We start from the raw sequence: 15,116 nt of genomic DNA, 5'->3' as shown, positions 1-15,116 counted from the left end.
TTTAACTGAAGCGTTGTTTACCAATGATATGTTCGTTGATTGCACTTCTCATACCATCAAGATAAACTGTATACCCTTTATTCTTCCTTCTGGATATATCAATGAATTTCCGGTATGCAACACCCAGGTCTATATTCAGGCTTCGCTCCAGAATATCCACGACTTGGGAGATGTCAGCTTTTCCATTGTTTAAAGAACCCATAAAATATATTCCATAGGCGAGCTCAACCAGGCTAATTTTGTCGTCAGTCCATTTTAGCTGGGAATTTCTCGCCAGAAAGTGATAAAGGGAAGAATCGGGGTTATTATATATCAATCGAATCCTGGTCAGCAAAAATTCGCGCAGCTGCTCATATGCACGGAATTTTGCAAAAGTATAATCTACATTGGTATCAAATTCGTCGTATTTCAACGCCGGAAGATTCTGCTTGTTTTTTATTAGAAAATACTCTTGGTCCATGGCAGTTTGATTGTTTAGATAATATTGGTAAAGAAATTTATTTTGCTCAAAATATCTTCTCAAGAAATCTATTTCTCGAACATAATAACTTCTAATGGCCTCGTCTGTATCAATAGGAATATTTGATAGAATATTGAATTGCTCAACAATCAAAATTTTACAGCTATAAAATTTCGGTTTGGTTTCCTTAAAGAATAAAATCTCGTCCATTTCGGAAGGGAAACCCAATTGGTTCACCAATGCGTTCAAACGGGTTATATACTTTTCGATAATGTCTAGCGAGGATGAAAATCTGGTCAGGTCACTGATGGGTTCTTGTTTTACAGCATGCAGTTTTGCGGTCATTTCTAAATAAAGCTGTTCAGAAGTTTGGATTAACATAGAGAAAGGATTTAGGTGAAAAGTGGTTTGATTGAACCTGCGATAACGCTACAGGAACTTTCGCAAGTTGTGCCAATTTGTACTCCAAATCAAGTTAACTATCAGTTGCATAATTGATCAACCCCATTTGAATAGGCTATTAACAAACATATTTCAGAGACAAATTCGGTAAATTTTACTTTTGAGAATATGTTTGTCAGCATAATCAAACTATCCGTGTAACTACCAAAGCCCTCGGTGTAAAAATCTCTTTGAGCGCTAAATTCAGTCATAAATTGTGCTAAAAATCAGCTATGAATTACCAATTTATTTTTTTTGAGGAACATCTGACCAGCCTGCAAACGAAAAAAACTTTTGCAAAAAATTATGCAGTAGATACCAAAAAAAGTCTGGAAAGAGAACATTCCCGACTGACCAGAGTTTTCAGGGATATGGCCGTTGAACTAAATACCCACGATAAGTTAAAAGCATATTTCAATTTTCACCAACAGAACTTAACCCTTTTAATGGATAAGGCCAGTAACGAAAAAACGCTCAGGGAAAAAGGTCAGTACCATAAGATTATAATAAACACTATTGACACACTGCTGGACAAAATGGAAGAAATACTTATCTGGATGAAACAAGTTTTCTCGCAGGTTTTCAACGACAAAGGCCGGGTTCCGATAAAGATGATTGAGTCAGAGACTTCAGAAATTGAGGATAGTTTGAGTTTGATCATTGGTGAACTAGAAAATAAGAAATTGGATAAAAAGCTGATGGAAGTAATAAAAAAAGTTTTAAATCTTAGTCAGATAATCAGCTTTAAAGATCTGGAATTTTGGAAAAAATCCTGCTCCAAAATATATCAGGATGTCATCATGCTTGATTCAGTTGATGAGTTTAGCGTGATAAAAATTTTCATTGGTTTTGGAATAAATCATCCGGACTTATTTCTTTATGCCAAACGGTATATTTCAAGCGAGATTGAGAATAATACAACTTTGGGTGAAAAAATCTCGGCTGTCTGTCTTTATCGGAAAGAGATAAGAGTTTTATATAGAGAATCCCAAATGCTTCAGTTTAAAACAAAACCAGACCTTCAGCGCACTATAAAAAAATTTCTTAGAGAAGAACTCCTTTTACTAAGGGCTATCGAATTTGTAAATCATGAAGTTGAGGAAGCTGGAATTATGAACGCCAACTATAAAGTTTCTTTTTCCGTTAAACAACTGGCTTTTTTCGTCCACCTTCAGATGGAGACGGGTATAATTATCTGGCAAAGAGCAAAATTTGCGCACCAATACATTGCCAGGCACTTTAGCACTGTGGAACGCGATTCAATATCTGAAAAAAGTGCCAGGAACGCTCATTATAACCATGCTAGTGAAGATGTTAGGAAAGTGATTGCAAAGCTCAGTGAAATGCTTGCATTAGCCCAGGAAAGATATTGAGCTGTGAGAAAACTGCGAATCTAGGACTTTGATGAGGGGTTGCAAGACCATAAAATTTCTGCAACTTGACAAAGTTTTCAAATAACCGTTCTTTATCCCTAAAAAGATCATGAATGTCGGAAACTACTCACAGAAACTAAATGCATTTCACTCGCTCTCGCATGGACTTACAGCATACATCTCAACCATAGCCAAAAGGACCGCATATAAGGATGGCCACACGGTGTTCCTGACTAAAGAAGATTATAATTTTTATCCCCTGATTGAAAGCGGATCTTTACGGTTAATGGCAATCGATAAGGATAATGACGAAGAAATCGTTATCGGCACTTATAATGCTGGCGAATTCCTGTACCATTTTCCAAACGTTTTGCCAAGATCAAGATTTGAACTCTATGTAGAGTTTCTGGAGGATTCTTTTGTGGTAGCAATTAGCGAAAAGCATTATGCAAACCTTATGAAACTATTCCCTGATGCGTACCTCTTGAATCTATCATATACAGCCTGGCATTTAAACATACAGTTAGAACTCCTTCTCGGCAAAAATAAAATTCCTGATGTGTAATTACTATTTGACACATCCCAAAGCTTAACTTAAACCCTATTCAAATGAAACGACTAATCGAAAAACTGCAAAGTCTTCAAAATGCGAGCGAACCTGTCGTAAGCCAACTGGCCGAAATCTCTGTTTCGAAGACATTCAATAAAGGTTTACTTCTTAGTACACCAGATCATTCATACCCGGAACTTTATTTTATAGAAGAGGGCCTGGCAAGAGGATATTTTATTTTCGAAGGGCAAGAAAACACATCCTGGATATTACAGAGCGGGTTTATTTTCCCGACTACGCCGTTTTTTTCCTACAGTCAAACAAATGAGTATGTAAATTTTTTAAAGGACAGTTCCGGCTATTCAATAAGTCTCTCACAATGGAGTGACCTTGCCAAATCAAATCCGCAATTTCTAATAATACTTCTGGAAATCTATGAGGAACATTATTGGGAAATTAAGCAGAGAGAACAGATGCTAAGGATCAGACATGCGGAAACAAGATTTCTTTATTTTCAGCACAAGTATCCAGAATTAATCGATCTTCCCATTCATAAGATTCTGGCCTCCCTTCTCGCAATCGAATCAAAATATCTATTCAAAATAAAAAGGAAATATCGCAAATGACACGGCAGGCAATCGCATTATTAGACAAATAGGTGTATGATTATTTCTTTTACCAAGGGGTGCAAAAAGAGTAAAAATCGCCGAATTCGAGTAGTAAATATTATTTCTATTGTTTCGAACTTTAATCTACAATCAGATGGTTTTTTTAAAGACTAAAACATGGAAAATAGTTATTCAAATAAATGGGCGCATATAAGCTATGATAGATTGGTATCCCATCTAAATACTGTTGGAATATTGCTGCTCACATTGCTGTGGTCTTATGCAGTTTTTGCAAAGCTCGCAGATCTAAAGCTTTACCAGCTCCAGATGAAAGAGCAGCCCTTTTCCTATTTAATACAGCAGTTACTTACTTTTCTAGTTCCAATTCTTGAGCTAACCGCTGCTGCGCTGCTGATTTTCAATAAACACAAATGGGGGTTATGGCTTTCCTTATCTTTGATATTGGGATTTAGCATATATATCACACTAATCCTAACCCACGTTTTTCCCAACGCCCCATGCAGCTGCGGTGGCTTCATCTCAAAGATGAGTTGGGAAGGACATCTTTACTTCAATATGCTTTTGTTTTCTATAAATCTAGGTTGTCTTATTAAAATCATCAAAAAAGAAAGGAGGTTAAGCGGCAAAGAGTGAAAAATAAATTATAAAAAAATTAATGTAATCAGTGGGCATGGTGCCCAATCCTAAACTAACTTTTTCGCTTGTTTTTTCAAAGTAAAAAGCATCCTTAAATTATGTATACAACAGTAAAAAAAGTGAGCAAAGGCCTAATGGCTGCCGCTCTAGGATTAGTTTTAGTATTTGGTGGTTCTGCATTTAAAGCAGACAGTAAAAGGGTTCAATATACTTTCAAGTATAATTCCGCCAATAAATCTAAAGCACAGGTTGAAACCTTAAGCAATTGGATTTACGATCCAAGCGCAGCTGGATGTAATGAAGTTCAACAAGAAGCGTGTATTATCCACGTGGATCAAGCTTATGTTAATACAAGCGGAACTCCAACATTGGATCCTTCACTGAATTTAGTTGCAACTGCGTTCAACTCTTCACGAGCGTATGTTTCATCAAGCGATGATGATACCATGGAAATTGAAAATAGAACGGCCCAATAGTTGTCCATTAGGTTTAAAGGGGGCATTTTATTTTGCCCCCTTTTTTAATTCTGTTGCATTCCTGAAGACTCTATTATATCGCTGGGTAATGGAAGCGCATAATAGCGGGAATTAGGTTCGAGCGTAAAGACCTGATTTCCAAGCACTCTTCTCAATGTTATATTTGCCCCTTCCTTATTATAGCGCTTTAAATCAGCAAATCGCAAACCCCTCATCAACAGCTCCTTTCTTCTTTCTTCGCGGATTTTCCTGATGGCATCAGTTCTATCGGACGCAGTTATAGGCGAGAACGGTACTGTATTTCTCCACCGCGATTTTAACAAAGTATTCAAAGATTCCATGGCTCCGGGTAAGTCATTTAGAAAGGCTTTGCATTCGGCGCTATTTAAATAAAGCTCATCGGTAGCAAGGCCTGAAAAGTAAATCGTCCCGCTAGCGGTATAATTCCCCTTGAACTGCTGATAAGGAGCAGATGCCCTAAAAAATGCGGTTCTCCTTAAGTCATTCGCATTATAGCTAGCATACAATGTTGTATCAATTCTGGAATTTGTGGTATTATTGACACCGAAATTACTGGAAAGCTCGGCATACCAAATTGTTTCCTTATTAAATTTTTTAATCGGAACAGTACTGGTCAATACGAGCAGATCACTATCACCATTGTAATCCATTAATTTATTATTCAATTTGAGTGCTTCTAATGTATATTTTAAAGAGAGATCATACTCATGACGATACAAATAACACCTGGATAATAATGCCGCCGCAGCACCTTTTGATGGTCTTAGCACATGCTGGGGATAGTCTGGCAATAAAGCCAGGGCTAAAGTTGCATCTTCGATTATTTTCCTATAGCAATCACTTACAGAGGCACGTACTGATGGTACGTTGAAATTGGATGATGTTCGGAGCGCTATACCTAAATCATTCTCGGATGTTTTTTCATCGAATGCTAACCCATATTGGTTTGTCAACATCAAAAAATAAAAGGATCGGTAAAATAAGGCGCTCCCTTTTGCATTATCCCATAGAGAACTGTTTGATGGCGTTCTTTCGATATTTTGCAACAATTCGAGGCAAAGATTACTGTTATACACCGCGGCGTACGCGAGGCTCCAGTCATTACCATACCTATATGGTGTCGGTTTCCATGTATATGCTTCCTGTCCTCTTACAATCAGTGCATTATAACTAGTAAGTGGCAAAAAAAAGTCATCACTCGATGCTTCACCAAATGATGGAGCTATTCTCAGGTTCATCAAATTAGCATCATCCAACAGACCCTGAGCATCAGCTAAGGTATTGGGTACGACTAATCTAGCGTTTGATTTTACTTCAAGGTATTTCTTGCAACTCAAAGTAAAGAGCATCGAAATAAAAATCACAATGCTTAGACCTATATTATATTTTTTCATCATCTTATTACTTGCTGTATTTTTTAAAAAGATCCCCGTAAACCAAATGTTAGCTGACGGGATGGTGCTAGTACATTCGAATACTCTGGATCCAAACCGAAATTATTGGCTCTCCAGATGATCCCTACATTCTGTAAGCCTGAATAGATTTCAAGGTCGCGGAACGGGAATTTCCATTGCACAGTATTTAACTTATAACTTAAACGGATATAATCTAAGCGGATGTGATCTCCAGGCATCACATTAATCTCCGAATAAGCGTAAAATGCATCCCTGGAACTTGAAGAACCATAGATAAATGAAGGTACATTTGTAAGATTTTCATCACCAGGCTTTTGCCAGCGGGATTCATATTCATAATTGCCCAGCCCACTTTCTATGAGCGATGAGTAGGCAAGGGCTGGTTTTCTCACTTTATAACCCAATTTATAGTTAATATTTAGTGATAAACTCAAGCCCTTGAAAAAAAACGTGTTGATTAAAGAACCAAAATATTTTGGACTTGCCGAACCGAGGTACACAACATTTTCCCCTGAATTAAAAGACTCATCAGTTATAGCATCATAGTCTGTACTGAGTTTCCCATTTAAATACCCTTGCGGATTTCCCTTGCTATCCAGCCCTCCCCATTTATAGCCCGCAATTGCATAAAGAGGATATCCTACGATCGGGCTGATTGAATTTCCAGCATTAAGTAGATTATAATACGCCGACGAATTATCCCGGTTATTATACTTTGTAGTTTTATTGGTATTATAACTAATATATAAGTCAGTTCCCCAGTTAAAATTTTGAGTTTGAAAATTTCTACTATGCAGATCAAGGTCAAATCCCTGCCCTTTCATATTGCCAACATTTCGGGTAATCACCTCCCTGGCTCCCCAAGTAGTATAATCATAATTCGTTACACCATATAAATCTGTCCCTTTCTTAATGTAATAAGAAAATGATCCTGTTAAAATTTGCTTTGGAAGTTCAAAATCCAACTTCATATCAACTTGTGAAAGCTGCTCCCATTTCAAATTCGGATTATTTATGGCATTGACCCTCGTAAAAGGGAAACCGGTTAAAGCGTTCACTCCGTAGCTTGCAATTGGGGATGCTGTTTTCGTCAAATCTACATTGCCACTGTAACCAAAGGTTGTGGTTAGCCGCAGTACTGGCAACCAATGTAAATTGTAGCAGGATTCATCCGAAATTTTCCATCCAAAGCCTGATGACCATAGGGGCTTCCATTTGTCATTTATATCAGCACCAAAAATATTTGATCCATCACGCCTTATACTTCCTGATAAAAGGTAACGTCCCTTGAAGGTATAAGCGAAATTGGCATACGTACTTATAAAACGGTATGCGGTTTGAGTCAGGGTGTTAACGCTGCCGATCTGACTTGTGAAGCCCGTTAGGTATTGACGGTAGAGACCAACCTCGTCGACAGGGATGAAATACAGCGGGTCGGATTGATATCCTAGTCTTCTGCTTCCCCTGGAAGAAGTATTTGCACTTCTTGCTTCAGCACCCAAAATTGCAGTGATGCTATGCAAGCCAAAAACGTTATTGTAGTTGAATTGCGCTCTTCCAGTTTGGGAGTTTACTACTGAAGATGAAGAATTAAGGATCCCGCCTTTTGGCACCGGATAAGTAATAATACCCGTAGAGGCATTTACCTGGCTAAAAGAGTTGATCAGATTTCTGGCTGCATAACTTTGTTCATCGGATGTTCGTTCAGTATCTGAACTCTGGCGTTGATATTGATAATTTACCTGCAGATTTAACCCTTTTACGATTTGATACTTAAGCCCGACGTTAGCAAATAAGTCCTGAGAACGGGAATCAGTATAATCATGTTTATAATCTTCTGTGGGATAAAATTTCCAGTCAAGAAGTTTCCCTTTCGCAAGTGTATCGGTATATGCGGATCTGAATTCAGTAGCAAGCCCTCCCGGCTGGGAGAAATTCAAATACGGCGGATACCTTCCCCCGGAGCTAAGGTTATTATAAGCGGGACGCCCGGTCTTTCCGGTAAAATTTGTGTAATAAACATTTGTACTGAGGTTTAATTTCTCAAGCACCTTAAACTCATTGGCAAAATGCAGATTTAATTTACCCGAGGTATTGTACACTTCACCCCTATTTTTATCATAGGCAGCAGAAAGCAGATAAGTATTACGGTCACTACCACCTTTAAGATTAAGGCTATATTGCTGAAGAATCCCACGAGTATAAAAATTGTCCAGATAGGACTGTTGTGTATTATTTCCGACTAATAAATTTATACGATTATCCGCCGTTAATTGCGAAATCTGCCCGTTTCTTCTTGCTAAAAGAAGTTCGACCACAGGGGTTAGTGCCAACCATGGTGTAGTTGATATCCGATCATTGAAATACCCTAATTCGAAAAGCTGTTTTTCAAAAGCAATATAATCACCGCTACTCATTTGCCTAATCGAATTAAATTTTGGTAAATCCTGCACCAGTACATTTGCACTAAAGGCAATTTGCATGGGCTGGTTCTGCCTGCCTTTCTTAGTTGTAATCACTATTACGCCATTACCAGCCCTAGCACCCCAAATTGATGCAGCTGCTGCATCTTTTAGTACAGATACATTCTCTACATCATTAGGGTTAATATTAGAGATATCTCCTTCATAAATAAAACCATCAAGTACGATAAGCGGATCCAGTGGTCCATTGATTGTTCCGAGACCACGTACTGAAATATTGGTCTTATTTTGTGGATTGTTATTACTCTTTCCTAACTGGAGCATTAAGCCGCTATTTTGGCCAATTATCCTTTCCAAAATATTCGAACCTGCACGTTCTCCTAGCGCTTTCTCTGTAATGGAGGAGATTGTTCCGTTAACTTCGTTAGGCTTTAATGTTTGATAACCGGTCTGAACTGTGACATCTTCTAACTGCTGCGATTCATCTGTCATCTTTACAGAAATGAATTTTTCATTTATTGAATAAATCCTGAATATTGTTTTATATCCAGTTGCAGTGATACGAATTGTGTCGCCGACATTTAATTTTCCAATAGTAAAGTTTCCAGCCTCATCAACTATTGTCATATTCTTCTTCGAGCGAACACTGGCCGGGATTACCCTTCCATCGAAGTCGGTAACCTTCCCTTTTAACACATTCGCTTCTTGAGCAAAAGCTGTTATTGCAGAAAGGATAATGATTATCAGAGCCATACAAAACAGTAGAAAATTCCACTTCATTTTTCTAGTGTTGAAATGATTTGCCATCATATTAATCTTTTTTAGTTTTAAGGTTGAGACTTAAACCCGCAATAAGTCGCGAGACGTTTTCTTCTGTAAGTTGATCGGCACGTGTAATCGCTTTAATACGTCCATCTGCACCAATCCAGATATAGTGCGGCATCGTATTGACTGGAAATACGGTTTTTATTTCAGCGTTGTTTACGACTATGGGTAAAGCGAAATCTTTAATTTTTGCTCTTTGCCCAGCTAAAAATTTTTCTAGAACTTCTACAGTATCACTCGCATAGGTATTCATCAATAAAAACTGAATATTTTTACCATATTTTTTTTGCATAGCATCCATTTTCGGAAATTCTGCGATACAAGGAGAGCAGTATGTCGCCCAAAAATCAAGAACAAGCGCTTTATTTCTAAAACTCGAAAATTGAGCGCTTTTCTGGTGAAAATTTAGGATTTGAGAAAGGATAAGATTAGGTATTTTATCGTTGATTGCCAGTTGATGACTTGTCGCCTTTGCCTGCGCGAATAGAGAGGTTGAAAGGAAAAACAAAGCTGCAGTTAACCGAATGATTTTCTTTCTAAGTAATCTTTCTAGATTTATTTCTCTATAGGCTAGTTTAGCAACATTCCTTGTTGTCTGACCATCCAATTGAAAACAGCTTAAGCTTAAATTCCCATAAAAAGGTGGAACACATCTCTTGGGTTTCTTTATAAGGTCGATTCCAAAAAAAAGGCATGGCAGTGCCCTAGCGATAGAGAATATCGTTTTTTTCATTGTTTGTTAGTTTAAGTTAGTTGATCGGAAAATTAAATGAGGAATCTCAAATACTGAACAGAACTAAGGCAGGCCCATTATTAAAGAACCTATTTTCTATCATTAACCGTAGGGTTGACCTGCCTTAGCCTGGCATCTTATTCAGGAGAACAGATAACCAGGCTAATAAGAATTATGAACGCAAAACCACAATAAACAGATTTTTTTGTGTTGAAATTTAAGCAATATCCTCCCGCACATTTCCAATGGAAAAATGTAGATAGATCAATAAATTTCATTCGATGTCTCACGTTTTTTGGTTTATACCAAAAAACCTTTAGAAAATAAAAAGGGTCGCCCTTAGCTTTTCTGAGACGAAGGTGTAGGACCACCAACCGCTTTGCAGCGGCCGAACACAGAATAGCAGGCGACCCAAGTCCTTATGCTATGCAAAGATAGCACAGGATTTGAGTTTTCACCTACTGCTTGTGTTCAAACGTCCTACTTTTCGTCACAAGGTTTTTCGGTAATAAAAAATCAAATCTTGTAGTTAAATGTCATTTAACCAACAATAAATTTTATTAAGCTAATATAAATAAAAAAATTTACTTCCACATGTACCTGTGATAAAATTTTCATTTTATTGTTCCTTGCAATATAATGCAGAACCGGAATTCCAACCCTGAGATTGTAACTGTAGAAATTTCTCATTTGGATTATTTAATTATTGTTAATGTAAAAAACTTGAGGTCAAAGCTTGGCTTATCTCAAGTTTCACTAACGCAAAAGATGGGTTTATCAGAAGGTTTTGTAGGAAAAGTTGAGCTGTTCACTGAAAGAGCAAAATATAGTATTAGACATATAAACTTGTTAGCAAGCGCTCTCAATTGCACTATACAAGATATCCTCCCCTTGGAGCAGCCAAAATATGACATGGTCATATTAACTTTAAGGAGAACAAACAAAATTAACAAAGATGGTTCTTTATCCCAAAAGAAAACCACTGAGGTAATTAAAATCGAACCAAAAGAAAAAAGTTAATTTGGATATGCAAAGTAATTGAGGGATCATTTTTAAGATTACCCTAAACTTTGACATATGGAACAACTTCGTTGCGTCGTAATCGACGATGAAAAACATTCAATCTCGATTCTCTCAGATTACATTGAGACGAATCCCAACCTAAAATTAGTCAAGACTTTTCTTGATCCCCTTATTGCACTTTCAGAAATCAGTATCAGAGACAAAATAGACTTTATTTTCTTGGATATAGACATGCCAGAAATTACCGGTATTGAGCTTGCAAAAAAATTAGTCAACAGGTCCCGATTTATCGTCTTCACAACAGCATTTACAAAATATGCAATAGAAGCTTTTGAGGTTAATGCATCGCGTTATCTGGTAAAGCCGATTTCAAAACCTAAATTTATAAAGACTGTTTGGGACATTTTAGATGCAGAAAGAAAAAGAATAGAAGGGATACGGATTGCCCAAAAAAAATATTTCTATGTCAGCATCGGCGATAGAGGACAGAAACTGAAGATAAAAAAATCCAAAATATTATTTTTCGAAAGCTTGAAAAACTACATGAAAATTGTTACCGAGGAACAGGATTACACAGTTTATTTGACAATGAAGGAAGTTGAAAAAGAATTTTGGGGCACACTGTTTTACAGAGTTCACCGCAGTTACTTCGTGAACGAAGAGAGGGTTGAAAAGATAGCTGGAAATACATTAAAGCTCGGAGCACACATCATTCCGATGGGCAACAACTATAAGCAAGGTTTTATTGAATTTTCGGAGAATAAAACGTTAAGATCCGGCCGGAAGTCTTAAGGATTTAAAAGAGAAACCAAAACTCAACGATGGCTAATCAACGTTTCATTAGAGATGATAATGATGCTGGAAGTAGTCGGATCGGTTTCAGACTTTCGAATTGTTTGCTGCGATCTAAAAACAAATATTGTTTTTTTGACCAGTTTTTTAGGGTTCTGTTTCATGTTTTTATTTTGAAACTAGAGCCATTATTTAGCGTAAAAAAAGTTTTTACACCGCGATAAAATGAGGTTACACAAAGAGCGATTATAGCATGACTAAGAAAATTTTCGAATGGGGCAAAGTGCAGCGCTTGCACCTAATTGGATGGACAATATTCATAACATTAGAGGTCGGACTGATCGGACTTTCAATGGGCTTTTTTGGAAAAGCTTTGAATTATGCGCTTCATTATATTCTTAATATTATTCTGTTTTATACGAATGCGCATTTTGTGCTTAAGAAGAGTTTTACAAAGTCTAAACCCTGGACAAGGGTAATCATCTTAATGATAATTCAGATCTGTTTATATATATTTTTCAGGTCTTATCTTAATTATACGCTGGAAGGAACCCACAAAGGATTTAGCATCCCAGCCATTATAACCAACCATAAAAGTTTTTTTCAATCGCTCTGGAGAGGCTTGTTTTTTATCGTTCTTTCCTGCTTTTACTTTTTGTTTTTGCGTTTCAAAGAAGAACGGCTGAAAAGAGAACAGTCGGAAAGAATGGAATATTTAAACGATTTGAAAAATAAAGAGATGCAAAATGAACTACATGTTGCGAAGTATGAATATCTGCGAGCCCAAATCAATCCACACCTTTTATTCAACACATTGAGTTTTTTATATGATAGCGTCCGAAAATTTAATGAGGACGCCGGAGAAGCCGTACTTAATTTGGCTGAATTGATGCGGTTTAGTCTTGAAACGAAGGAATCACCCGAAGAATTTCCGAAGTTGGAGGAGGAACTGCATCAGATTGATAACCTCATATCCCTTAATAAAATAAGGAAAGACAAAGAACAGTATATTAATCTTTCTTTTCCTGAAGAAGTTAAGGATTTTCGCTTTATACCATTGGTTATAATCACTTTATTAGAAAACATGCTAAAGCATGGAAATTTACAAAAGCCACACCAACCTGGTTTATTAGATATTAAATTAAGTGAAAACGAATTATCAATAAGTACTTCCAATTTAATCAACACCAGGATTCATCATTCAGGTTTTAATAAAGGAATGGACAACATAGAAAAAAGACTGAGTTTAGCTTATGGAGAAAAATTTAGTTTCCGCTATGGGAGGACTGCTAGCAACTATTTCGAGGTAAGTTTAATTTTATCCTACTGACTTCCCCAAGCAAGAAGGTTTTTATAATTGGAACACGACTATTATCAATAATTATTTTTAATTTTAATCCAATGTTTTTAAATAAAGTAATACTAAAGTTTCGCTTATCCCCAATATCATAATAGGTAGGAAAGAAATTATTAAATGCCTCTTGAGGATTTCGGAAGATACGAAAACAGATCGAATGTATATTAGGCACACAATAACATATCCTTATAGGATTAGGAAAAATAAGAAGCTGTCTATGCAGGTTTAAGGTAATCATATAAAGACGAATCAAAATTAAGAAATCCACCAAGGTGCATCATGATCTTGTATCTTCCATTCTATCCCAGTTAGTTTTGTTAACATGGCAAGCTTCTTTTTAACCTCCGAGTGCATATATCCGTCAAGCCATTCAAAAAGCTCCTTCCATTCTTGAGGGGCACCTAGCCAAGTTCCTATTTCTGCTCCCAGAGCTACGTTCAAATGCGTACCCTTATTTTCTATGGAAATATTCGGTTGAATGGATTGATGACCTCCATGGTGAGCATATTTGTTGTTTCTGAGATCAAGAATATGTTTATGCATTTCCCGAAGATTATTAGGGACTATACCTTCATTCATTCTTGTACTTCCGAAGCTAGAATTGAACAAACGCCCGTAGGAAACTATGATACTTGTCATTAAGGCATCCATTTCCATGAGATCTTCATATATATTTTCCGAGATCCTGAAGTGGTCCAACTTCCAATACCAAAAACGGATGTTGGATACCGAAAGGATATTAAGCAACATTTTTTTCAACCTCTCGATATGCTCCTGGTTCTCATTGATGATATTTTTTACGTCTGCGTCGTTCATCGGATTATAGTTTGTGAGCGAATTTAAAAAATCTAATAGGCTTATAGATGGTAATTCCTTAACTTTAAACATATGAGAGAAATTGAAGGACCTTTCGAGTTGGAATGTGGTGGAAGGACACTTCGTATTTGAACATGAACTGGAAGGCAAAAGGGTTTTTCATGTAAACCATGGAGCAGAAATGAAACCGCTGGTGATTGCTGTAGCGGTCGGTGCCAATGACAAAAAGTTCTGGACTTCTATTCCTCTAGGGAGCCATAAGGAAGCTGCCGAAATCGGCAAATTTACAGCGGAACATATCCGCGCTAAAAGGAGATAAGGTTATGTGTTATTACAATGGGCAGAAAGTGGCAAGAGCGGAATTTATCCAGCTCAAACAATTGGAAAAAGCTGTCAAAAATTATGATTTTTTGGACACGGGCGTTCATAACGGTTTCAATTATGCCCCCTGCGCTATTGTAGTGCCCACAGATGATAGAAGGGATTTTGAGATCCAGCAGGCCGAGTGGGGATTTATTCCCGGCTATGCCAAGGATCGCGAAGAGGCCAAAAAATTCAGGGGAATGTACACCACCCTCAACTTTAAGGCGGAGAACCTCTTTGAGAATGAATCAGGTAAGAAGTCCATGTGGGCAGATTCGGCACGGAAACGCAGATGCCTGGTTCTGTCGACCGGAATCATCGAATCGATGCATGTGCCTACCTATGGAAAAAAGGGGCAGCTGCTAAAGGCTACAGATAAAATCCCATATCAAGTTGGAATCGTTGGAAAAGAATATTTCTGGTTCCCTGGGGTTTATAACGATTGGCTAGACAAAGATACCGGCGAAGTGGTCAGAACAGTTGCCTTTGCGACTACAGCCGCAAATGGCATCATGCAGCAGATCCATAATTCTAAGAAGCGCATGCCAACTATACTTACCGATGACCTGGCATGGGAATGGCTGATGCAGGAGCCCAGCGACGAGCGTTTAACCGAAATTGCACTTACACAGATCCCGTCAAAATTGATGGAAGCCTGCACTATTGATAAAGGTTACCGCTTTGCCGGTGAGGCTACCCCTGCCAATTATCCTGACCATCCGGCTTTGGATCTTAGTTTTGTGGATCAGGAAGTTTTGGATTTCGACCACTGGAGGAATTAAT

The 15,116-nt window shown here is 37.5% G+C and carries 15 protein-coding genes; 10 read left to right on the top strand and 5 right to left on the bottom strand.

Going from position 1 to position 15,116, the window contains the following annotated elements; translation table 11 throughout:
• Position 1: 1 nt before the first annotated feature.
• On the bottom strand, positions 2-841 hold the full coding sequence (locus tag IZT61_RS16455; RefSeq protein WP_196098133.1) for an RteC domain-containing protein: 840 nt from the start codon (positions 839-841) through the stop codon (positions 2-4).
• Positions 842-1,134: 293 nt separating this feature from the next.
• On the opposite strand from IZT61_RS16455, the gene IZT61_RS16450 reads away from it, so the two are divergent.
• From IZT61_RS16450 to IZT61_RS16430, 5 genes are all read left to right on the top strand, one after another.
• A complete protein-coding gene (locus IZT61_RS16450) occupies positions 1,135-2,274 on the top strand; it encodes a hypothetical protein (protein ID WP_196098132.1) in 1,140 nt (379 codons plus the stop codon).
• A 109-nt stretch (positions 2,275-2,383) separates the two neighbouring features.
• On the top strand, positions 2,384-2,839 hold the full coding sequence (locus IZT61_RS16445) for a cyclic nucleotide-binding domain-containing protein (RefSeq protein WP_196098131.1): 456 nt from the start codon (positions 2,384-2,386) through the stop codon (positions 2,837-2,839).
• Between the two features lie 44 nt (positions 2,840-2,883).
• Positions 2,884-3,450 carry a Crp/Fnr family transcriptional regulator gene (locus tag IZT61_RS16440; protein WP_196098130.1) on the top strand — a complete coding sequence of 189 codons (567 nt, stop codon included), beginning with the start codon at positions 2,884-2,886 and terminating at the stop codon, positions 3,448-3,450.
• A 159-nt stretch (positions 3,451-3,609) separates the two neighbouring features.
• A complete protein-coding gene (locus IZT61_RS16435; RefSeq protein ID WP_196098129.1) occupies positions 3,610-4,086 on the top strand; it encodes a MauE/DoxX family redox-associated membrane protein in 477 nt (158 codons plus the stop codon).
• Between the two features lie 101 nt (positions 4,087-4,187).
• Entirely contained in the window at positions 4,188-4,565 is a 378-nt protein-coding gene (locus IZT61_RS16430) for a hypothetical protein (protein ID WP_196098128.1), read from the top strand.
• A 44-nt stretch (positions 4,566-4,609) separates the two neighbouring features.
• Here IZT61_RS16430 and IZT61_RS16425 read toward each other — a convergent pair whose 3' ends face one another.
• From IZT61_RS16425 to IZT61_RS16415, 3 genes are read right to left on the bottom strand one after another with little or no spacing between them, the layout of a single operon-like run.
• A complete protein-coding gene (locus IZT61_RS16425) occupies positions 4,610-5,983 on the bottom strand; it encodes a RagB/SusD family nutrient uptake outer membrane protein (protein WP_196098127.1) in 1,374 nt (457 codons plus the stop codon).
• 20 nt (positions 5,984-6,003) lie between these two features.
• The gene (locus tag IZT61_RS16420; protein WP_196098126.1) at positions 6,004-9,234 is read right to left on the bottom strand and encodes a SusC/RagA family TonB-linked outer membrane protein; all 3,231 of its coding nucleotides are present in this window, start codon (positions 9,232-9,234) and stop codon (positions 6,004-6,006) included.
• Between the two features lies 1 nt (position 9,235).
• Complete coding sequence (locus IZT61_RS16415; RefSeq protein WP_196098125.1) at positions 9,236-9,982, bottom strand: TlpA family protein disulfide reductase; 747 nt, start codon at positions 9,980-9,982, stop codon at positions 9,236-9,238.
• A 639-nt stretch (positions 9,983-10,621) separates the two neighbouring features.
• Between IZT61_RS16415 and IZT61_RS16410 the strand changes: the two genes are divergently transcribed.
• From IZT61_RS16410 to IZT61_RS16400, 3 genes are all read left to right on the top strand, one after another.
• Positions 10,622-11,002 carry a helix-turn-helix domain-containing protein gene (locus tag IZT61_RS16410; protein ID WP_230383734.1) on the top strand — a complete coding sequence of 127 codons (381 nt, stop codon included), beginning with the start codon at positions 10,622-10,624 and terminating at the stop codon, positions 11,000-11,002.
• A 57-nt stretch (positions 11,003-11,059) separates the two neighbouring features.
• A complete protein-coding gene (locus tag IZT61_RS16405) occupies positions 11,060-11,797 on the top strand; it encodes a LytR/AlgR family response regulator transcription factor (protein ID WP_196098123.1) in 738 nt (245 codons plus the stop codon).
• 661 nt (positions 11,798-12,458) lie between these two features.
• Positions 12,459-13,127, top strand: a complete 669-nt coding sequence (locus IZT61_RS16400) for a sensor histidine kinase (protein WP_196098122.1) — start codon at positions 12,459-12,461, stop codon at positions 13,125-13,127.
• A 282-nt stretch (positions 13,128-13,409) separates the two neighbouring features.
• Here IZT61_RS16400 and IZT61_RS16395 read toward each other — a convergent pair whose 3' ends face one another.
• Entirely contained in the window at positions 13,410-13,970 is a 561-nt protein-coding gene (locus IZT61_RS16395; RefSeq protein ID WP_196098121.1) for a hypothetical protein, read from the bottom strand.
• 82 nt (positions 13,971-14,052) lie between these two features.
• On the opposite strand from IZT61_RS16395, the gene IZT61_RS16390 reads away from it, so the two are divergent.
• Positions 14,053-14,289 carry a hypothetical protein gene (locus IZT61_RS16390; RefSeq protein ID WP_196098120.1) on the top strand — a complete coding sequence of 79 codons (237 nt, stop codon included), beginning with the start codon at positions 14,053-14,055 and terminating at the stop codon, positions 14,287-14,289.
• Positions 14,290-14,293: 4 nt separating this feature from the next.
• On the top strand, positions 14,294-15,115 hold the full coding sequence (locus IZT61_RS16385) for an SOS response-associated peptidase (protein WP_196098119.1): 822 nt from the start codon (positions 14,294-14,296) through the stop codon (positions 15,113-15,115).
• The last annotated feature ends 1 nt before the right edge of the window (position 15,116 follow it).

This window comes from Pedobacter endophyticus (genome assembly GCF_015679185.1).
Classification (GTDB): Bacteria; Bacteroidota; Bacteroidia; order Sphingobacteriales; family Sphingobacteriaceae; genus Pedobacter; species Pedobacter endophyticus.
Note: the sequence above shows the minus strand (reverse complement) of the source record. Positions and strands in the feature narration are given on the sequence as shown.